16 protein-coding genes and 1 riboswitch are annotated in these 21,115 nt (G+C 65.0%); of the genes, 12 read left to right on the forward strand and 4 right to left on the reverse strand.

The annotated features are described in order from the left end of the window. Nucleotides 1-28: 28 nt before the first annotated feature. From ACFODV_RS00915 to selD, 6 genes are all read left to right on the forward strand, one after another. Nucleotides 29-1,288 (forward strand): TRAP transporter large permease, encoded by a 1,260-nt coding sequence (locus ACFODV_RS00915; protein ID WP_379753245.1) that lies wholly within the window; start codon nucleotides 29-31, stop codon nucleotides 1,286-1,288. 143 nt (nucleotides 1,289-1,431) lie between these two features. After that, nucleotides 1,432-1,710, forward strand: coding sequence for an XRE family transcriptional regulator (locus ACFODV_RS00920; protein WP_379753248.1), 279 nt, complete (start codon nucleotides 1,432-1,434; stop codon nucleotides 1,708-1,710). 239 nt (nucleotides 1,711-1,949) lie between these two features. Further along, on the forward strand, nucleotides 1,950-2,729 hold the full coding sequence (gene dsrO / locus ACFODV_RS00925) for a sulfate reduction electron transfer complex DsrMKJOP subunit DsrO (protein ID WP_379753251.1): 780 nt from the start codon (nucleotides 1,950-1,952) through the stop codon (nucleotides 2,727-2,729). Further along, entirely contained in the window at nucleotides 2,710-3,933 is a 1,224-nt protein-coding gene (gene nrfD, locus ACFODV_RS00930; protein ID WP_379753254.1) for an NrfD/PsrC family molybdoenzyme membrane anchor subunit, read from the forward strand. The genes dsrO and nrfD overlap by 20 nt, the downstream gene beginning before the upstream one ends. Continuing rightward, complete coding sequence (locus tag ACFODV_RS00935; RefSeq protein WP_379753257.1) at nucleotides 3,926-7,021, forward strand: molybdopterin dinucleotide binding domain-containing protein; 3,096 nt, start codon at nucleotides 3,926-3,928, stop codon at nucleotides 7,019-7,021. The genes nrfD and ACFODV_RS00935 overlap by 8 nt, the downstream gene beginning before the upstream one ends. A gap of 202 nt (nucleotides 7,022-7,223) precedes the next feature. Then, the gene (gene selD, locus ACFODV_RS00940; protein ID WP_379753260.1) at nucleotides 7,224-9,542 is read left to right on the forward strand and encodes a selenide, water dikinase SelD; all 2,319 of its coding nucleotides are present in this window, start codon (nucleotides 7,224-7,226) and stop codon (nucleotides 9,540-9,542) included. A gap of 148 nt (nucleotides 9,543-9,690) precedes the next feature. Here selD and ilvD read toward each other — a convergent pair whose 3' ends face one another. Beyond that, nucleotides 9,691-11,379, reverse strand: a complete 1,689-nt coding sequence (gene ilvD / locus ACFODV_RS00945; protein ID WP_379753263.1) for a dihydroxy-acid dehydratase — start codon at nucleotides 11,377-11,379, stop codon at nucleotides 9,691-9,693. A gap of 398 nt (nucleotides 11,380-11,777) precedes the next feature. Here ilvD and ACFODV_RS00950 point away from each other — a divergent pair, with 398 nt between their 5' ends. The 6 genes from ACFODV_RS00950 (at nucleotide 11,778) to ACFODV_RS00975 (ending at nucleotide 18,127) form a co-directional block, all read left to right on the forward strand. Then, a complete protein-coding gene (locus ACFODV_RS00950) occupies nucleotides 11,778-13,808 on the forward strand; it encodes a hypothetical protein (protein ID WP_379753266.1) in 2,031 nt (676 codons plus the stop codon). A 41-nt stretch (nucleotides 13,809-13,849) separates the two neighbouring features. Continuing rightward, nucleotides 13,850-15,034 (forward strand): hypothetical protein, encoded by a 1,185-nt coding sequence (locus ACFODV_RS00955; RefSeq protein ID WP_379753269.1) that lies wholly within the window; start codon nucleotides 13,850-13,852, stop codon nucleotides 15,032-15,034. Continuing rightward, the gene (locus ACFODV_RS00960; protein WP_379753272.1) at nucleotides 15,034-15,609 is read left to right on the forward strand and encodes an RNA polymerase sigma factor; all 576 of its coding nucleotides are present in this window, start codon (nucleotides 15,034-15,036) and stop codon (nucleotides 15,607-15,609) included. The genes ACFODV_RS00955 and ACFODV_RS00960 overlap by 1 nt, the downstream gene beginning before the upstream one ends. Further along, nucleotides 15,606-16,196, forward strand: coding sequence for an anti-sigma factor family protein (locus ACFODV_RS00965; protein WP_379753275.1), 591 nt, complete (start codon nucleotides 15,606-15,608; stop codon nucleotides 16,194-16,196). Before ACFODV_RS00960 ends, ACFODV_RS00965 begins: the two co-directional genes overlap by 4 nt. Then, complete coding sequence (locus ACFODV_RS00970; protein WP_379753278.1) at nucleotides 16,193-17,665, forward strand: S8 family serine peptidase; 1,473 nt, start codon at nucleotides 16,193-16,195, stop codon at nucleotides 17,663-17,665. Before ACFODV_RS00965 ends, ACFODV_RS00970 begins: the two co-directional genes overlap by 4 nt. A 99-nt stretch (nucleotides 17,666-17,764) precedes the next feature. After that, complete coding sequence (locus ACFODV_RS00975) at nucleotides 17,765-18,127, forward strand: DUF5362 family protein (RefSeq protein ID WP_379753281.1); 363 nt, start codon at nucleotides 17,765-17,767, stop codon at nucleotides 18,125-18,127. A 75-nt stretch (nucleotides 18,128-18,202) separates the two neighbouring features. Here the strand turns inward: ACFODV_RS00975 and ACFODV_RS00980 are convergent, their stop codons facing one another. The 3 genes from ACFODV_RS00980 to ACFODV_RS00990 form a co-directional block, all read right to left on the reverse strand. Beyond that, nucleotides 18,203-18,898 (reverse strand): TenA family protein, encoded by a 696-nt coding sequence (locus tag ACFODV_RS00980; protein WP_379753284.1) that lies wholly within the window; start codon nucleotides 18,896-18,898, stop codon nucleotides 18,203-18,205. After that, nucleotides 18,898-20,301 (reverse strand): sodium:solute symporter family transporter, encoded by a 1,404-nt coding sequence (locus tag ACFODV_RS00985; RefSeq protein WP_379753287.1) that lies wholly within the window; start codon nucleotides 20,299-20,301, stop codon nucleotides 18,898-18,900. Before ACFODV_RS00985 ends, ACFODV_RS00980 begins: the two co-directional genes overlap by 1 nt. Further along, a riboswitch (TPP riboswitch) is annotated at nucleotides 20,291-20,401 on the reverse strand. (Overlaps the previous gene by 11 nt.) Nucleotides 20,402-20,570: 169 nt before the next feature. Further along, a complete protein-coding gene (locus tag ACFODV_RS00990) occupies nucleotides 20,571-20,972 on the reverse strand; it encodes a DUF3427 domain-containing protein (protein ID WP_379753290.1) in 402 nt (133 codons plus the stop codon). Between the last annotated feature and the right edge of the window lie 143 nt (nucleotides 20,973-21,115).

Raw genomic sequence — 21,115 nt, forward strand, 5'->3', positions numbered from 1 at the left:
CATCATGTTCTTTTCCATGATAGTGCTCATGGCAATGGGAGCCCCGCTGGCCCTGGCACTGATGATATCGGGCATGGGAAGCGCCTATGTAATGTTCGGCCCGGGCGGCGTGGACCTGCTCCTGGCCTCTGCCTACAGCGCCATGGACAATTTCCTGCTGGTCTCCCTGCCGCTGTTCATCTTCATGGGCCTCGTACTCGAGAAGTCGGGTATCACCGATGACTTGTTTGGCATGATCCACAAGCTGATGGGCAGCGTCCCCGGTGGGCTCGGGGTGGGCACGGTGCTGATCTGTGCACTGATCGCCGCCATGGCCGGCGTCTCCGGCGCGGCCACCGTCAGCCTCGGCATCATCGCGCTGCCGGCCATGCTCAAGCGTGGCTATCACAAGCGGCTGGTCACCGGCACCATCATGGCCGGAGGCGCGCTGGGCTTTCTGATTCCACCCAGCGTGCTGATGATTGTCTACGCCTTCCTGGCCAGGGAATCGGTGGGCAAGCTGTTCGCAGCCGGCCTGATGCCGGGCCTGATGCTGGCCGGTATCTACATGATCTACATTCTTATCCGTTGCCGGCTCAATCCATCGCTCGGGCCTGCCACGCCGCCGGAGGAACGCTACACGACCAGGGAGAAGCTGCAGTCCCTACGCCATATCATTGCGCCGGGACTGCTGGTGGTCACGGTTCTCGGCTGCATCATCGGCGGCGTGACCTCACCCTCCGAGGCGTCCGCGGTCGGCGCTGCCGGGGCCCTGCTGATCGCCACCATGCGCGGCAAACTCAGCTGGGGGCTGCTGCGCTATGTGATGCTCAGCACCACAAAGATCACCGGCATGCTGATCTGGATTGCCATTGCCGCGGTCTTCTTCAGCCGAATCTACATGGGCCTCGGTGCCGGCATGGTCATCAGCGATATGATCGATGACTTTTCCCTGTCCCCCTATACCGTGATCATCTTCATGCTATTCAGCTTCTTCCTGCTGGGCATGTTCCTGGATGACTTCGCCATCCTGTTCATCACGGTGCCGCTCTACGTGCCCATCGTGCGCGAACTGGGCTTCGACACCACCTGGTTTGCGGTGCTCTTCATCCTAAGCATGCAGTCCGCCTACCTGACGCCCCCCTTCGGCTACAACCTGTTCTACATGCGATCGGTCGCCCCGAAGTCCATAACGATCGTGGATATCTACCGCTCCGCCCTGCCCTTTGTCGCCCTGCAGATCCTCGGCCTGGCGTTGATAGTCGCCTACCCGAGCATCGCTCTCTGGCTGCCCGGCCTGCTGTTCTAGGCCATCCGCGGAGTGCCTCGCGGCACCCCGCGGACGACCGGAGCCCGCCATGAGCGTGCCACCAAAACATCATCGAATCGACACTGGCAAAATCGCCAAACAGCCGCCATAGTGTGCATGTCGCAATCGCCCACTGGAGCATCATGAGTACTGCACGTCACACCCACGGCGCGGATCTTTCCGACCCCCCGCGAAGTAGCCCTGACCTCGACGTCAGGGACCTGGAAAAACGCTCACGCCTCATGCGCATCGTGAGCCGGCTGATCGCCGTATCAGACCTTGGTTGCCGAGACATTGCCCGACGCGCCGGCCTGCCGGCCCAGAAGGTCAGCGATCTGCTCTCCGGCCGCATCGAGCATCTATCGGTCGAAGAGTTGCAGCTTCTCCACCGCACCATCGATCGACAGCCCACCTCGCACTGACGCCGTCGCACCCCATTCAAATCGCACGCCCCGACGATGTCCCGTTGGGGCGTGTGCGTTTATGGGTCGTTTTTTCCCGCCAGAGACTTGCGCGAACATTACGCGAACATTAAGAGCATGCTAACAATCTCTTGATTCATATCAAGCGCCCCGACCTTGGTCGAAGGTAATCTTTCCGGTGTCATCCTTCTTTACCGCCGCAGGGCAATTCCCCGCGACACCCAGCCACCGGAGGCGCCATGGATCATATTCGCCGCTCCCTTCTCGGCCAGTTGGCCCGCCTCAGCGCGGGTGCCGCCCTGATACCGCTTTCAAGCGTTGCCAGCGCCGGAATCAACAGCCAGCCGCCGCGCCGAGAAGGCGATCCCACCAAGCGCTACGGCATGCTCATCGACCTGCGCCAGTGTATCGGCTGCCAGGCCTGCACCGTATCGTGCCATATCGAAAACGACGCCCCGCTGGGCAAGTTTCGCACCACCGTTTCCCAGTACGAGGTGGAGCACCAGGAGACCGGCGAGCTGGCCACCTTCATGTTGCCGCGCCTGTGCAACCACTGCGAAAACCCGCCCTGCGTGCCGGTCTGCCCGGTGGAAGCCACCTTTCAACGCCAGGACGGCATCGTGGTGGTAGACAGCGACCGCTGCGTGGGCTGCGCCTACTGCGTCAACGCCTGTCCCTACGACGCACGCTTCATCAACGACAAGACCCAGACCGCCGACAAGTGCACCTTCTGCGCCCATCGCCTGGAAGCCGGCCTGCTGCCGGCCTGCGTGGAGAGCTGCGTGGGCGGCGCGCGGATCATCGGCGACATGCGCGACCCGGAAAGCCAGATCAGCCGCATGATCGCCGAGCACCGCGACGCGCTCATGGTGCTGCAGCCTGAAAAGAACACCCTGCCCCAGGTCTTCTATCTCGGCATGGACGAGCGCTTCACCACGCGCCCGCTCGCCGAGCCGGTGGCCCTGGAAGTCCTCGATCCCCAAGGCAAGGAGATGGGTTATGAATTCCATGGCCATTGAGCTGCTCGCTCCGCGCTACGCCATCGCCTGGTACCCCTGGGCCGTGCAGTACTTCTTCCTGATCGCCATCTCCTACGCCACTCTGTGGCTGGCCGCCCCGGCGCTGGTGTTCGGCAAGGAGAAGTGGCTGCCTACCGCGCGCCTCGCCCTGCTGGCCTGCCTGACCACCACCCTGGTGGCCCCGGTGGCGCTGCTCGCCGACCTTCACCAGCCGCTGCGCTTCTGGCACTTCTACGCCTTCTCCACCTCGAGCTCCTGGATGTCCATCGGCAGCCTGATCCTGCCGCTCTACGTGGTGGGCGTGCTTGTGCTCAGCTGGCTGGCCTGGCGTCCCGCGCTGCAGGCCAACCGCCAGGCAGACGGCCTTATGGGGCTCACTGCACGCTGGCTCTCTCTGGGCAATGGCGCCACCCCTCGCGCGCTGCTGGTGCTGGTGGGCCTGGGCACCCTCGTGCTCTCCACCGGCATCATGCTCTACACCGGGGCGGAGCTTGCCATCGTCAAGGCGCGCCCGCTGTGGAACACCGTTTGGCTGCCGCCGATGCTGGTCGCCACCGGCTTCATCACCGCTGCCGGTCTGACCCTGGTGCTCAACCGAGTCAGCGGCATGCGGGACATGGCCACCAACACCCAGATGCTCAAGGTACTGCTGGGCGCCTGCGTGGTGGCGGGTCTCGTCGCCGGGAGCTGGTTTCTCGATGGCATCAACGCCAACGTCGGCTCGGTGGCCGCGGCGCTGGAGTCCGTGCGGGAGAGCCCCTCCTGGCGCAGCACCGCCCTGTGGGGTGGCCTGACCGGCGTGGCGCTGTTCGGCGCCGTGCTCTATCTGCTCACCCGCCCCGCCGCCCGCCGTCCGGCGCTCTTCGCCTGGGCCTGGGTGCTGGGCCTGGTGGCCATTCACATGGGCTGGATGTTCCGCTGGGTGGTGCTGATGGACGTGCAACACGTGGCACGCAACAGCGCCGGCTTCCACCACTACGGCATTCCCGCGGGCTCTTCCGGTCTGCTTGGCATCGTCGGCACCTTCGGCCTTTGGCTTGCCGCGGTCCTGGTGATCGACCTGCTGATTCCCTGGCGCCAGGCGAGCCAGGGCGGCAGCGCTACCGACCTGCCCCCTGATAGCCCTGCACCATCCGATAGCCCTGCACACCCCGACGCCCGGAGCGCTGCGGCAACCACTGAAGGAGCCCCCAGCCATGGCTAAGCCCCCTGTCGATACCTCACGCCGCCGCTTCATGAAGGGCGCTGTCGCCGCCGGCGGTGCCGCCACCTTCGTCGCCGGCTACTCCGACCCCCTTGCCAAGATGGCCAAGGGCGTCACCGGCAGCGCCGGCGAGAAGCCCAAGGATCGCATCCACGGCAACTCTCTGGCGCCGGAGTATCGGGTCGACCTCGATACCGGTGAGCTGACCCTCAACCCGGACCAGCGGACCGCCTTCACCATCTGCTACGGCTGCACCACCCAGTGCGGCGTGCGGGTCCGCGTCGACAACGAAAGCGACCGGGTGCTGCGCGTCTCCGGCAACCCCTATCACCCGCTCTCCGCGGACGACCACCTGCCCATGCGCACCCCGGTGTCCGAGGCGCTGCGCCACGTCAGCGCTTACGGCGGCCAGGGCCAGGTCAACCGCTCCACCGCCTGCGCCCGCGGCAACGCCATGATGAGCCAGCTCTACAGTCCCTTCCGGGTCGACCACTGCCTCAAGCGGGTGGGCGAACGCGGCGCCCGCGAGTGGCAGAAGATCTCCTTCGAGCAGCTGATCGAGGAGGTCTGCGAGGGCGGAGACCTGTTCGGCGAGGGTCACGTAGACGGCCTGCGCGCCATCCACGACCACGACACCCTGATCGATCCGGAGAACCCGGAATTCGGACCCAGGGCCAACCAGCTGATGGTGATGGAAGCCACCGACTACGGCCGCTCCGATCTGCTCAAGCGCTTCACCCTCAACGCCTTCGCCACCCGCAACTATGGCCACCACGGCTCCTACTGCGGCCTGGCCTTCCGCATGGGCTCCGGCGCGGTGATGAACGACCTGGGTGCCAACGCCCACGTCAAGCCGGACATCCAGAACGCGCGCTTCATCATGTACATCGGCACCGCGCCGAGCCAGGCCGGCAACCCCTTCAAGCGCCAGGGTCGGCTGATCGCCCAGGCCCGCGCCGCCGGCACCCTGGAGTACGTGGTGGTGGACCCGGCGCTCAACGCCTCCACCTCCCACGCTGCCGAGAATAACCGCTGGGTACCTATCCGCCCGGGCTCCGACAGCGCCTTCGCCATGGCGGTGATTCGCTGGCTGCTCGACAACGAAGGCTACGCCCAGGCATTCCTGGAACTGCCGGGCAAGGCCGCCGCGGACGCCGCCGGCGAGGCGACCCACTCCAACGCCACCCACCTGGTGATCGACACCGAAAACCATTCGCGTCGCGGACACTTCCTGCGTGCCAGCGATCTGGGCCTGGCGGAAGCCGACAGCGACGCCGACGCCCCCATGGTGGTGGTCGACGGCGAGCTGGTGCACGGCGAGGAGGCGATGGCCGCCGAGCTGTTCGTCGACCGCGAGGTAGCACTTCCCGACGGAGCCACCGTAAGGGTCAAGAGCAGCATGACCCTGCTGCGCGAGGCGGCCCATGAGCATGAGCTGGCCGCCTATGCCGAGCACTGCGGCATTCCCGAGGCGACCATCGTCGAGCTGGCCAGCCGCTACGCCAGCCACGGCCGCCGCGCCGTGGTCAACTGCCACGGCGGCATGATGTCCGGCAACGGCTTCTACGCCGCCTTCGGCGTGCAGATGCTCAACCTGCTGGCCGGCAACTACAACATGAAGGGCGGCAGCGCCGTGGGCGGCGGGACCTTCAACGGCACCGGCGCCGGCCCGCGCTATGACCTGGCCAACTTCCCCGGCAAGCGTGGCCCCCAGGGGGTGTTCCTCTCCCGCTCGCGCTTCCCCTACGAGCGCTCCTCGGAGTACCAGCGCAAGGTGGCGGCGGGCGAGAACCCCTACCCGGCCAAGGCGCCGTGGCGCTCCTTCGCTCCGCCCACCCTCACCGAGCACCTTCCCTCGGCGCTGGACGGCTACCCCTACCCGATCAAGGCGGTGATCGGCTGCATGGCCAACCCCATCTACGGCCAGGCCGGGCTCGAGGCGATGATCGCCGACAAGCTCAAGGACCCCAAGCGCCTGGGGCTATTCGTGGCGGTGGACGGCTTCATCAACGAAACCAACCGCTACGCTGACTATGTCGTACCCGACTCGGTGATGTACGAGGTATGGGGCTTTACAGGCGCCTGGAAGGGTGCGCTAGGCAAGATGACCACTGCCTGCTGGCCGGTGGTGGAGCCCCGACAGCAGAAGACCGCCGAGGGCGAGCCGGTCACCATGGACAGTTTCTTCATCGCCGTGGCCAAGCGCCTGGGCCTGGCGGGCTTCGGCGACGAAGCGATCCCCGATGCCGACGGCAGCCTGCACCCGCTCAACCGCGCCGAGGACTACTACCTGCGCGCTGCGGCCAATATCGCCTTCCAGGGCGAACCGCTACCCGAGGCCAGCGAGAGCGACATCGCCCATGCCGGACTCGACCCGTTGCTGCCACGCCTCGAGCGCACGCTCAAGCAGGAGGAGCGCGACCGGGTGGCCTACCTCTACGCCCGCGGCGGGCGCTTCGAGGACGCCAGCGATCACTTCAAAGGCGAGCGACTGACCAACGCCTGGCGCCGGACGCTCTGCGTCTACAACGAGACCGTGGGCACCAGCATCGACACCATGAGCGGCAAGCCCAACCGCGGCACGCCCTGCCACAGCCTGCCGCTGCTGGCCAACAAGCAGGCCATGCGTGAGGTGTTCACCGAAGAGGACTGGCCGCTGCTGGCGTTCTCGTTCAAGTCCAACCTGATGAACTCCTACGCCATCGGCAACGAGCGGCTGCGCATGATCAAGCCCTACAACCCGGTGCAGATGCATCGAGAGGACGCCGAGCGCTTCGGCATCGGCCATGGCGATACCATTCGCATCGAGAGCCCCGGAGGCAGCGTGGTGGGCCTGGCGCTGGTCAGCGAAAGCGTCATGCCCGGCTCGCTGGGCATCGAGCACGGCTACGGCCACCGCGACCTGGGCGCCACGCCCCATGTGATCGACGGCGAGTCCCAGCCGGACATGCCCTGGCTGCGCGCCGGCATCAACATCAACGACCTGGGCTTCCGTGACCCGACCCGCAACGTGGACGGCACCTGGCTCGAACCCATCAGCGGCGCCAGCGTGCGCCAGGGCCTGCCGGTGAAGGTCAGCCGCGCCTGAGCCCCCCATGCCAGCGCCACGCTGGCACCACAGAACGCCCCCGCCGGGAGACCGGCGGGGGCGTCGTCGTGAAAGGCAGGGCCGACCGCCCGCTGGTCCTCCTTGGCGGTTAGACTGAGAGGCAATGCCTGATCACCCCATTGGCTGATCACCCCATTGCCTGATCACTGTGTTGCCTCATCAATCTGGAGCGAGCCTTACCATGCAGCCATCGCAGCAGCCCCCGGGGTTACCCGCGTTACGGGATATCGTCCTCGTCGGCGGCGGGCACACCCACGTGGGGGTGCTCAAACGCTTCGCCATGAAACCCGAACCGGGCGTCAGGCTCACTCTGATCTGCCGCGATACCCATACCCCCTACTCGGGCATGCTGCCGGGCTACATCGCCGGGCATTACCGCTACGACGACGTGCACATCGACCTGCGACGCCTGGCAGAGTATGCCGGAGCCCGCTTCTATAGCGACGAGGCCATCGGCATCGACCATGATGCGCGGACAGTGCTGTGCCGCTCACGCCCCCCGGTGTCCTACGATGTCATGTCGATCAACATCGGTTCGACCCCACGTATGGAGTTGGTCGGCGGCGCCGGCGACCATGCCATCCCGGTCAAGCCGATTCACCGCTTCAATGACCGCTGGCAGACGCTGCTCCATCGCATCGAGGAGCACCCGGGGCAAACCCGCGTCGCGGTGGTCGGTGGCGGTGCCGGCGGCGTCGAACTGCTGCTCGCCATGCAGTTCCGGCTGGGCAAAGAGCTGGCCGCCCGGGGGCGCGACCCGGCCGAGCTCTCCTTCGCGCTCTATACCCGCGGCGAGTCGATCCTGCCGACCCACAACGCCCGAGTACAGGCGCATTTCCGCGATACCCTCGTCAGACGCAATGTTGCCGTACGTACCGGTACGGACATCGTCGAGGTGGCCGCGGGGCGGTTGAAAGACGCGGATGATCACTGGCATGACGCCGACGAGATCGTCTGGGTGACCAACGCCGGTGGGGCCGCCTGGCTGCGCGACACCCGCCTGGCCCTCGACGACGACGGTTTCATTCAGGTCGACGATACCCTGCGCTCGCCGTCGGATCCGCGCATCTTCGCCGCTGGCGACATCGCCAGCCAGATCCACCACCCCCGCGAGAAGGCCGGGGTGTTCGCGGTGCGCCAGGGCCGACCGCTGGCCGACAACCTCCGTGCCGCCGTGACCGGAAGGCCGCTCACGCCCTACCACCCCCAGGCCAAATGGCTCGCCCTGATCAGCACCGGCGATCGCCACGCCGTGGCCTCCCGGGGCGGCCTCTGCCTCGCCGGCAACTGGGTATGGCGCTGGAAGGACAGCATCGACCGACGCTTCATGTCCCGATTTATGCCTCAGCTCAATGACCTGCCATCGATGCCGGAAGGCCCCGCGAAGCCGCTCGGCGCCAACCGCGTCCCCCTCGACGAGGCCGAAAACGATCAGGCGATCTCGGCAGCCGCCATGCGCTGCGGCGGCTGCGGGGCCAAGGTCGGCGCTTCGGTGCTGTCCCGGGCCATCGCCAATCTGGCACCGGTGGCGCGCGAGGAGGTGCTGATCGGCCTGCACGCGCCGGACGACGCCGCCGTGGTTCGAGTGCCGCCGGGCAAGGCCATGGTGCACACCGTGGACTTCTTCCGCGCCTTCATCGACGACCCCTACGTGTTCGGCAAGGTCGCCGCCAACCACGCCCTGGGCGACATCTTCGCCATGGGCGCCGAGGCTCAGACCGCCACGGCCATCGCCACCGTGCCTCAGGGGCTCGAGGCCAAGGTGGAGGAGACGGTCCGCCAGATGATGACCGGCGCCGTGGAGGTGCTCAACGAGGCCGGCTGCGCCCTGGTCGGCGGGCACACCGGCGAGGGCAGCGAACTGGCGCTGGGGTTTGCCGTCAACGGCCTGGTCGATGAAGACATGACCGAGGTACTGCGCAAGGGCGGGATGCGACCCGGGGAGGTGCTGATCCTGACCAAGCCCCTGGGCACCGGCACGCTGTTCGCCGCCCATGCCCGGCTGGCCGCCCGGGGGCGCTGGATCGACGCCGCCCTGAAGAACATGTGCCAGTCGAATCGGCAGGCCGCAGCCTGCCTGCGCGAGCACGGCGCCAGTGCCTGCACCGACCTCACCGGGTTTGGTCTGCTGGGCCATCTGGTGGAGATGACGATGCCTTCCGGCGTGGATGCCGAGCTCGATCTGGCGGCCCTGCCCATCCTCGATGGCGCCGAAGAGACCGCCGCCGCCGGCATCCTGAGCTCCCTGCAGCCCGCCAATCTTCGGCTGCGCCGCGCCATTCACGATCAGGCTGACTGGGTCGAGCATCCCCGCTACCCGCTGCTGTTTGATCCCCAGACCGCAGGCGGCCTTCTGGCCAGCGTTCCCGCCAACCGCGCTACGGACTGCCTGGAGGCGCTGCGAGCACTCGGCTACGACAGGGCCGCGGTTATTGGTCGCCTAGAGGAGCGCTCGAGAAAGCCCACCGATGAGCCGACGTCGATCCGGCTAACTGTCTGAGCAAACAAACTGCCCCGGAAGACGCTCCAAGACGCATCTCTCCAGCAGCCGAGGCATCGTCATGTGGCGTCATGCAAGCAAACGCCCCCGCCGGTCTCCCGGCGGGGGCGCTATTGTATCGGTGCCCGCGCTCAGACGCGCAAAAGTCTCAGTCGAGGGCGTCGGTGACCGCCCCGGTGGAGGCCGAACTTACCGTCTTGGCATACTTGGCGAGCACGCCGCGAGTATAGCGCGGTGCCGGCTGCTGCCAGGCGGCGTGACGGCGCATCAGCTCGTCGTCGCTGAGATCGATCTCGATGGTGTCGGCCTCGGCATCGATGGTGATCCGGTCGCCGTCCTCCACCAGAGCCAGCGGGCCGCCGTCGAAGGCCTCGGGGGTCACGTGGCCCACCACGAAGCCGTGGCTGCCACCGGAAAAACGCCCGTCGGTGATCAACGCCACCTCGCTGCCCAGGCCCCTGCCCATGATCGCAGAAGTCGGCGTGAGCATCTCGCGCATGCCCGGCCCGCCCTTCGGCCCCTCGTAGCGGATCACCACCACGTCGCCGGAGACCACGGTGCCATCGTTGATGCGTGCCTGGGCCTCCTCCTCGGAGCCGAACACCCGCGCCGTGCCTGCAAAGCGCGTGCCCTCCTTGCCGGTGATCTTGGCCACTGCCCCTTCGGGCGCCAGGTTGCCGTGCAGGATGCGCAGGTGGCTCTCGGCCTTGAGGGGGCTGTCCAGCGCCGCGATGATCTTCTGATCCTCGGGGTAAGGGGCCACCTCCGCCAGGTTCTCGGCCAGGGTTTTCCCCGTCACCGTCAGGCAGTCGCCATGCAGCAGGCCGGCCTCGAGCAGGAGCTTCATCATCGGCTGGATCCCGCCGATGGCCACCAGTTCGCTCATCATGTAGTGGCCGCTGGGGCGCAGGTCGGCCAGCACCGGCACGCGCTTGCCGATGCGGGTGAAGTCCTCGAGCGAGAGGTCTACCCCGATGGTGCTGGCCATGCCGATCAGGTGGAGCACCGCGTTGGTGGAACCGCCGAGCGCGATCACCACGGTGATGGCGTTCTCGAACGCCTCGCGGGTCATGATGTGCGAGGGGCGGATATCGCGCTCGAGCAGCGTGAGCACGGCGGCACCGGCCGCCTCGCAGTCCTCGCGCTTGTCATTGGAGACGGCATTCTGGGCCGAGCTACCCGGCAGGCTCATGCCCAGCGCCTCGATGGCCGAGGCCATGGTGTTGGCGGTGTACATGCCACCGCAGGAACCCGGCCCGGGAATCGCCGTCTCCTCGATCTGCTTGAGCTCGATCAAGTCGATATCACCGCGGCTGTGGGCACCCATGGCCTCAAACACCGAGACGATGTCGGTATGGCCCTTGCCCGGCAGGATAGTGCCGCCGTAGACGAACACGCTGGGCCGGTCTAGGCGCGCCAGCCCCATCACGCAGCCCGGCATGTTCTTGTCGCAGCCGCCGATGGCCACCAGGCCGTCGAAGCCCTCGCAGCCGGTCACCGTCTCGATGGAATCGGCGATCACCTCCCGCGACACCAGCGAGTACTTCATGCCCTCGGTGCCATTGGCGATGCCGTCGGAGATGGTGATGGTATTGAAGATCACCCCCTTGCCGCCCGCCGCATCGGCGCCGTCGCTGGCGTGGCGTGCCAGCTCGTCGATGTGGCTGTTGCAGGGGGTGAGGTTGCTCCAGGTGGAGGCGATGCCCACCTGGGGCTTGGCGAAGTCGTCGTCGGTGAAGCCCACTGCGCGCAGCATGGCGCGGCTGGCCGCCTTGCCTGGGCCATCCACCACCGTGGCGGAGTGGCGGCGGCGGGAATCCTGAGGGGTATTGCTCATAGCGGCGCTCCATCTTTTTTAAAGGGTAAGCGAAGGATGGTGAACTGCCCGCCCCGAGCTGACAATACCTCAAGAGGACCGACCCCGTGACCGCCGCATCTTTCATCGTCCTGAGGCCGTTGACAGTGCATAAAGACGACGCTGGCGGCTCGTCAATAAGCCACTAGGCTGAAAAAAGAATAATGCTCAGCGTTAAAAACAGTGAACGCCTTCCCTCGTCCCAACGACCTACCTGTGAACCCGGTACGTTTCGATCAGACGAAGAACAATGCCCTGGAGGCCAGCATGCCATTCCAACGCTCACGGACTCGTATCAGCGCCCTCGTTCTTGGCCAGACATTCAGAGCCTTCACCACCTTCTCGGCCACCGCATAATAATCATCAAGGGGCATAGGGACATGAAACCAACGGCATGCGCCTTGCCAATGCTGTGTCTCATTCCGGCACTAACGGCGTTGGCATCACCCCCACCACAGCACTGGAGTGCCGAGTTCAGCGAATCGGCACCCGGAAGCTTTCTGCCTGCCAATGCAGACCTGAAGCTGACGTTTTCCTCACCTCTGACGACTGACCAGCGGACGCAGCTCCACCTGGAGCTCGACGACATCGACATCAGCGACATGGTGCAATGGCGCAATGATGACCTGCTCTACCGCCCAGTGCGTAAACTGGACACGGGGGAACATCACCTTCGCCTGATGTATTATGGTCAGGACGGCACCGTGCGAGAAATCGGCTACTGGCATTTCGAGGTCCGCCATAGCAGCAGTCTCAAGAGCGTCAGCCTGGAGGGAAACACGGAACTGACCGTTAATCAGCGGCTGGCAGAGCACAACATGGGCGGCCCCGAGGCGTTCAACGCCAGCGGCTTCAGCCAATGGTATTCCGAGCTGGAGACGGATCATCTGCGTTTCGAGGGACAGGCCGACCTGGAATACGTCAACCGAGCCAGCCAGGGCACCACGGGGCGGCGCCTGGACATGACGCGCATGACGATCCTTGCCGAGACCGATTCAACCAGCGTCACCGCCGGGGACCAGAGCATGGGCGAATCAAGCCTTGTCATGGACGGCTATCAACAGCGCGGCATGGCCGGTGATATCAGGCTCGACCGCATGCAAAGCGACCTTAAACTCTTCAGCATGAAAGGGACTCGAGCCCTGGGGCTCCGAGACGGGATCGGACTGGAAGATGCCGACAACCGAATCACCGGAGGACGTTGGCAGAGTCGCTGGGAGCCAGGGGAAAGCACGGAGATTCAGTTCAGCGCCACCTACCTCAGCGGACGCGTAAGCGGAACAAACGCCAGCAGCTGGCCGGCAAATCCGGCCAACAGTGTCCACGATGGATATGCATGGAACGCCGTCATGGATGGTTTTTTCATGGACAGATCACTTCGCATGCGGCTCGAGCATGCCAACAGCCACTATGACTTCGATGGTCGCGATTTCGGCTTCGAAGCGGTCAGTGATAGTGCCTGGTCAGGACTCGTCACCCTCGACCCCAAGCCATCGGAAGCAGACACTCCCGTTTACTGGCGTCTCGGCGCAGAGGCTCAACAGGTGGGGGCCTTCTATCGAAGCATTGCTCATCGCACGCTTCCCAACGATCTTTACATGCGCCGTCTTTTCGTTTCCGGCGAACATGACAAATGGTTCTGGGATACCAGCTACACGCTTGAAGAGAATAATCTTGACCGCAATGCCAGCTATCCCACCACGGAAACAAAGCGCTGGCAGGCACAGCTAGGTTTCAGCGACTACGAGGAGCCAGAACCTGGCAGTCTGTTGGCCCATCTCGGACAACCCAGCTACACCTTGTCCCTGAACCGCACAAGACGTCAGCACCTGTCGACACCGTCCAGCTATTTTCCCGAAGACCTGACCACCGAAGGCGTACAGGTATCTGCCAGTTTCCAGAAACCACGCTGGAACTGGTCGGTGGAGGCGGGAATCGATCGTTTGACCGACCACACCGGTTGGCAGCCGGACACCCATTTACAGCATCTCGGCTGGCAGCTGGGCCTTGAGCTGTCTGACCGCTACTACATCACGGCAGGCATTCAGGATACTCGCACGCGCTATCGGGCAGGCGGAGAAAGTATCGACCAGCAGCTTTACAGCCTTGGGGCCACGGCAGACCTGATTCCCGATCGCCTGTCCGCACGCATCGATCTGAGCCTCGATCACTACAATGCTCAGGACGACCCGTTTTTTGCTCAGCGAGAGGTAAACCGCTACGCCAGTGGCCAGCTCAACTGGACCATTCGCGAGCCCGACACCAACCGGTCCGGCCTGGCACTCACGCTGAGCTACTCCGGCAACCGGCTGCAGGACAGGCTATGGGGAAACAATCCCCTGAATGAAGAACAGATATGGCTGGAAGTGCAGACCACTCTCCCCACCACCTATCCGAGTGCGCGGCCATGAGAACTTTCGGTGCAGTTATTATCCTGGCCTTGGCAATGACCATGAGCAGTTCGGTCCAGAGTCAGGCGCTGGCAGTCTGTGATGCCCGATCTCCCTGCAGCAGCCAGGGCGAAGCAACGGTGGGTATTGATAGCCGCGTCGGGCTTGTCTGGCGGGGTCAAGCTGCCGGCCTGGCACGACTGGGGCAGACGCTGATATCTCCCCAGGGGCGCTTCATGCTGGGGGATCCCTTTGGCGGCCGGGCACTGGGCGCCACCTCCACCACGTTGAGAGAGACCCTGCCTCTGGTGGAAGACGACCGCAGCGTCGAGTTTCGTCTCAACGAGAGCCTGCGAGTCCCGGCGTCCATCAGTCAGGCTGCCGCTGCCTCCGGCGCACGCGAGATCTATTATGTCCGGGATTTCCAACTCGAGGGCATCGAGCCACTGACGGGAGTCCAGGTGATTCGTCTGCGCCAGGCCGTTCCGGGGCGCGGAGAACCGTTACGCGATGACGGTCCCGCCGCAGCAAATGCCATCGTCATCCAGAACGTGACCCTCTCCTTTCAGGCGGGCACTCTGAGCGAGGTCATCAGACCCGATGAGCCGCTGCAAGCGATAGCGCGTATTCGCTATCGGGGAGCCGGCCTGCTCAATGCCGTGTGGGAAGTTGCCACTCCGGCCAGCACCCGTGGCCAGCCCATCTATGTGCCGCTGGAAATCGTACGCCGCTACGTGGGTGGCAGCGAGGTCATACTGACCTCTCCTCAACTGCCCAACGCGAGTTCCGGTTTGCACCGGCTTCGCCTCCGCTTTTTGCCACCCAACGTCATCGATGACCTGCCTACCCTCAACTATCGCGTCAGCGATGCAGCGCTTCAGCGCGGCAACGAGGTACCCGCCATCCAGCTCTGGCCCATCGAGTCCGCCAGTCCCCTGACCCGCCACAGCCGCTTCCGCTGGCAGCCGGTGCCGGACAGCCACGCCTATCAGCTGGAATTCTATGCCGACTGGCCCGGCGAAACAGCGTCTGACCGCCCCTCCGAACGTGACGGAAGACAACCGGTCGACCTGGGTCTCTCCCCCACCACCGGCCAACTGCTGCAAGGGCAGCGCCGAGAAGCGTCGCCCAGCGCCAGCCTGCTGAACCACTTGCAGCCAGGCAGCACCTACTACTGGCGACTGGTGGCAATCGATATCAACGGCCGGGTGCTGGCCGCCAGCCCACTCGAGCCGATACGCCCCTGATGGAAACAGAACTCGCCCTGGACAGTCGCGACGACGGCGCACTGCTTGCCGCCATGGCTCACCGGAACATGGATGCTCTGGAGAGTTTCTATCGGCGACATCAGCAGCGGGTGTATCGCTTCCTGATGTCCAGATTGAACGACCCGTTCGTGGCCAACGACCTACTCAATGACACCATGCTTGAGGCCTGGCGTGCAGCAGGCGGCTTCCGCGGGCAGTCCAGAGCGACCAGCTGGCTGCTGGGGATTGCCCATCACAAGGTGCTGGACTACTGGCGCCAACAGGGCCGGCGGTCGTTCGAGGAGATCGACGATAACCTGGCCGATGAGACACCCGCGGCCGACATCGAAGCGGCCATCGAAGCCGCCAATGACCAATCTCATCTGAATGAATGCCTGTCTCGTCTGAAGCCGGAACACAGAGAAGTCCTGCACCTGGCGTTCTTCGAGGAGCTCGACTATCAGGATATCGGCAGAATACTGGGTATCCCGGAAGGCACGGTCAAGTCGCGAATGTTTCATGCCAAGAAGTCGATCAAACGAGAGCTGACCAGGGTCGGCCGGAGGGCCAGATGAACAATGACGATGAACTGCTGACACGTTACGTGAACGGCAAACTAGAGGGCAATCAGCGCCAGCGGGTTCTGGACGCCTTGGTCAACGACCCCGACCTGGCCCGGGAAGCAGAACTCCTGCAGGCCCTGAAACAGGGTCTGCAACACTATGAAAACGCAGGTGAGCCGCCGATCGAGCTGGGCCTGGCAAGATTGAAACGAGACATCCAGCAGGAGCAGAACGTCTCAGACACACCCTCTCCTCGGAAAAGGCGAGATCTTTTCTGGAAAGGGCTGGCAGTGGCCGCCTGCCTGGTCGTGGTGGTACAGACGAGCCTTGTGGTATTCACGGGTTCCGACGATACGCAATGGGAGCTGTTATCGGGGGGAGGGGCGTCGGACGCCGCGCCCCAGCTTCAGGTCGCCTTTGCGCCGGATACGACCATCGCCCAACTGGAAGCCCTGTTGCAGCCCCATGCCGCCCATATCATCGAGGGGCCCGGCGCTCTGGGCATCTATTCCCTTCGCCTGCCGGAAGATAGTGACGCCATCAGCCTCAGGGACCAGCTGGCCGAGAGCGCTCTCATCGAGGAGGTCTACCTTCCGTGAAGCCCGCGATGAAGTTTTCCATGAAAACAGTCGAGCCTGGGCACGACACGGGAACACCGCCGGCTGGCCGACTCCGCTGGCTCCTCTGCCTGGTACTTTGTGCACTTCTGGCCATCAGTAGCGCCTCATTCGCCGCAGAAACGGCGACCGATGAACGACGCCTCGATGAACGACGCCTCGATGAGCCTCGTTCAGCTGATCTCGAGGAATACCGCTCGGAGCCCCAGAAAGTCGGTGATACCGCGACATCGGCCAGTGAGACCGCCACACAGAGCGCCATCGAAGCAAGGAAGGACGCACCCGAGACTCGCCGACGCGCCCCTCCCGGCCGAGGCAGCCTGATGGGTCAGGGGCCGTCTAGCCTACCCTTACCCGACTATCGCACGCCTTCAGCGGCTGCTCCTTCCGGTGCAGCCATTGCCGAGGACTACGAGCCCGAGGAACTGCTGCTGGTGTCTAACAGTATGTCCGAAGCAATCGAGGCGGCGCGTGACCTTGGCACACTGCAATTTCGCATCAAGCATCGCCAGGCGCTGGAGCAACTCGGCATGGTGCTGAGTGTCTTCCGTCTGCCCCCGAACAGCGACGCCAGGCGTCAGCTTCAGACCGCTACGCAGCGGCTGCCCCACCTGCAGCTTGAGTTGAATCACCGCTACGGACTGATGGCCTACTCGCGACAGCAGATGGCGCAAGGAATGATCCAGTTCCCCCTCAACGGGACAGGCTGCCTTACCGACGCCCGCGTCGGTCTGCTCGACACCGCCGTCAATCTGCAGCATCCCGCCCTGGCCGGCCGCAGGATCGAACTCATGCAGCTGGCCCCCCCACCGCTTGCCTCCTCGAACCATGGCACCGCTATTGCCAGCCTCTGGCTAGGCCATCCCGACACAGGCTTCCTGCCTCTGATGCCCGATGCGAGCGTCTCGGTAGCAGCAGTATTTCGTCAGGGCGACACCCGTTCTGATACCACCACGGACCTATTGCTTGGCGGCCTCGACTGGCTGCTGGGGCGGGAGGTCGAAGCCATCAACCTGGGCCTTGGCGGCCCGCATAACCGACTGCTCACCTTGGCGCTTGAGAAGCTTCTGGCCCGGGATGTGCTGCTGGTGGCCGCGGCAGGTAATCAGGGACCAGCAGCTTTCCCCACCTACCCCGCCGCACAGCCTGGCGTTATCGCCGCAACAGCCGTGGATGCCAACCGGCACCTCTATCAAAATGCCAACCGCGGGGACTATATCGATTTCGCCGCCCCCGGCGTGCAGGTCTGGGCAGCCAATGAAAGCGGTACCGCCTACCATACCGGCACCTCGTTCGCCTCCCCCTTCGTGCTCGCCGCCCTTCTGGCTGAAAAACGACTGGATCAAGACTGGTGGCAGAACTCGCGCGAGTCGGCACAGGACCTGGGGCCGAATGGAAAAGATGACAGTTATGGCTGGGGCTTGGTGCGCTGGCCTGCCGGTTGTGGATAAACCTCTGGCCAGTTCATCGGAAGGGGGGCAGAAACCGACCAGGCTGCTAAAGTGTCGGGCGCCACTTCGCTATCACATTGACTCAACAAGGAGCGTTTCATGGAAACCCCTTCCCAGGAGCTTCTGCGCGACCTCGTCGAGCCGCTCTATCGCGGCAAGTTCTGGATGCAGCTGACCGGCGTCATGCTGATCCTCTCCGGCGTCCTCACCGCCATTTCCATCGTCGGCCTGATCGTGGCCTGGATCCCTATCTGGGCAGGCTGGGTACTGATGCAGGCGGCCGGCGCCGCCGGGCGAGTCTACGAAAGCGGAGACCCGAGCGATATGAAGCTCGCCCTGGCCAAGCTCAAGACCTACTTCACCATCTTCGGCGTACTGATCCTGATCTACCTCGTCATTGCGGTAGGAGGGATGATGTTCGGGGCCGTCGGTATGCTGGGCATGTCGGGCGGCCATATGTAATCCATGGCATGGCCCCTGCCTGCCAAGCGCCCCCGTCGGAAGCTTTCGGGGGCGCTGCACCTTATTCCCGCCTGCTCAGTGCGGCTGCACGGCATTGTGGAAGGCGCGCTCCTTCACAACCGTCTCGCGGAAGCGCTCTGCCATACGAGCGAAGGCGGCATCATCGAGCCCTTCCGCCTCCTCGTCCAGGCGCCTGCGCAGCCAGGCCACGAAGTCCTGGAAGGCCGGGTTGTCGTGAAGATCGATCCACTCCCCCATCAGCGGGTGCAGTCCGTCCACGCGGGTCACGCGCAGCCCCCACTCCAGGTAGATCCACTCGGTGACCACCAGCACCGCCATTATCTCGGCGTAGCCACCGCCCTGCCCGGTGTCACGCAACAGCTCGCGAAACGCCAGGGTCTGCGGCAGGTAGTCCGGCGCCTCGCGCTGGGCCGCCGGCACATCGAAGGCCTCGAAGGTGCGCTGGAAGGTGCTGTTCTCGTCGCTGGTCAGCATGCCCATGAACTGCCCCAGCACTACTCGATCATCCATGGTCGGCGCATGGCCGATGGCGTGGCCGATCAGCGCGGTGAAGGGATCGACGAAGCCGAAGTCCTGCACCATGTAGGCGGCGAACTCCTCCCCCGACAGCCGCCCCTCGGCCAGGGCATCAAACAGCGGGTGGTTGACGGTGGCCGACCAATCAGGCTCGCTGATCTCGCGCAGCCAGTCGGTGATGCGCGCCGATTCGCGGCCGGCGGCCCAGGCGTTCCAGTCAGAACGTGTCGTCATCAGGCGTCTCCCTTGCTTGCCAGGTGAAATTTCGCCCCCGGGCGCAGCCAGGCGATCAGCAGGCTGGCCAGGGTGGAGGCCAGCAGCGCGCCCAGGAAGGGTGCCAGGGTCGGAATGCTGTCGGGGAAGCTCGCCGCCAGCACTCCGGCGGAGAGGCTGCCCAGGGTAATCCAGCCCGGCAGCACCGCGCCGAGCAGGCCCGCCACGCCGCCGGCCACGGCTGCCAGCGGCGACATGCGCTGCCACAGGCCGAGCAGCACCGGCACCACGATGGCGGCGCACAGCAGGTCGGCGATAAGGAACAGCCGCAGCACCGAGAAGCCCTGCAGGGCCACCCACACCACCGGCGCCATCAGCGCCACCGTGACCAGCCGGGCGCCCCGCACCGAGAGCCCGCGCCGCCCGGCGCTGGCCACCGCCATGGAGGCGATGGCGTTCTGCAGCGTATCCACGCTGGAGGCTACCAGGGTCACCGCCAGCACCAGGGCCGGCAGGCCCAGCCACGCCGGTGCGGCGGAGAGCAGCGCGAAGAAGGGAATCGGCGGCTCGCCCAGGGGCAGCGCCTGCATGGCCGCCAGCATGCCCAGCCCGCCGATGGCCATCACCACCAGCAGGCTGCTGGTGGCGCCCAGCAGCGCCCCGCGGCCCAGAGCGCGGTCGTCCTCGGCCGCCCAGATGCGCTGCCAGTAGCCCTGATGGAAAAGGTTGGCCGCGGTCACCGCGATGACCAGGGTCAGCGCCACGGAGAGCGCGCTGCCGATGGGGATCGAGGGCATCACCGCCCCGACCGGCATGGGCGGCAGCCACCACCAGGCCACCCCGCCAACCAGCACCAGCAGGGCCAGCAGCAGCCAGGCCTGCCAGCGATCCGTGGCCAGGCTCGCCCGCAGGCCCCCCAGGGTGGTGTAGACCAGGGTGACCACCGCTACGGCGAGTACCACCAGCGCAGGCGGCACGTCGGAGAGCAGCGCAGCGATGGCGCCGATGGCCGTTAGCTCGGCGGCCAGGAAGATGGCCATGTAGGCCACGGAAACGAAGGAGACCCAGCGCCGCACGCCGGAGCCATAGCAGGCCTCGGCGAACTCACCGATGCTGCGCCCTTCCGGCAGGTGGCGGCGAATCGCCGGGCCGTAGAGCCCCAGGATCAGAAACGGCAGCGACGAGCCAATGGCGTAGCCGGCCAGCGCCACCGGCCCCACGAAGGCGCCGATCTCCGGCGGCGCAAAGAGGATCCAGGCGCCCATGCTGGACGCCAGGAACGACAGGCCGATGGCCTGGGCGCCCTGGGAGTTCCGCGCGGTGACGTAGTCATCGAGGAGGCCATCGGCCCGGCGGGCCCGCAGGCCCAGGAAAGCAAAGCACAGGAGCGCCGCGCCGAGCACGGCAGACGTCAGGTAGGGCATGTCGCACTTCCTCCGCCGGTATGAACCGGATCAGGTTCCAGGGTCGGCGCTTGGCCCTCTCAGCCCCCGCAGGTGCGGTGGGACTCCCCTGGCGACAAGTGAATGGATGGTAGGCTCGCCTCTGTCAGCGTAAGCCGAGCCAATGGCATCATAGCGAGGCCGTGGCCTGGCGGCCAGCCGGCACCGACCTTCGACGTCGTACAAGAAATCAATTGACGGGAAATCTATGGCCCTCCCGATGAGGCGAACTCCGGCCAGAACACGATGCATTACGCGGGCCGCGCCTCCTCGAAGAGTTCGGCCGGCATCGGATATGCCAGCTCCCACGTCATCGCAATCGGTCGGTCGCCCTCGTAGCTCTTCAGCGACCTGGCGGGCCCAAGAAAGATGAAGGGAGCCGTTTCCCCCTTGATGCGCTTGGTCACGCGAGCAAAGAAAAAAATCGTATAGCCCCGCTCCTCGAAATGGATGTAGTTCTGCCCCGTCGGGCTCTCCTGAGTGACAGTTGACTGGCTTTCCCAGTGCAACAGAGTGCGGCTAATCGGGTAATCTCGATAGCGAGTGGTCGGTGAGAAATCCTGTTCGTCTTTCTGGAAGGTGATCAGATGGACGTAAGCGTTGAGATGCTTGGCATTTAGCCGACCCTGGCCGGTCGGTCCAGGTTTTTCCAAACTAGCCAAATCCAAGGCTGGGCGGTCTCAATGACCAAGTGCAACACGTAACCCATCAGGTACGGTGTTGCCATGACCTACTGCTACAGCCATCTCACTGCTGAAGACCGAGCCGCCATCATGATGATGCGAGCCACGCACTC

The sequence above is a fragment of the Halomonas tibetensis genome (assembly GCF_042643535.1).
Classification (GTDB): domain Bacteria; phylum Pseudomonadota; class Gammaproteobacteria; order Pseudomonadales; family Halomonadaceae; genus Halomonas; species Halomonas tibetensis.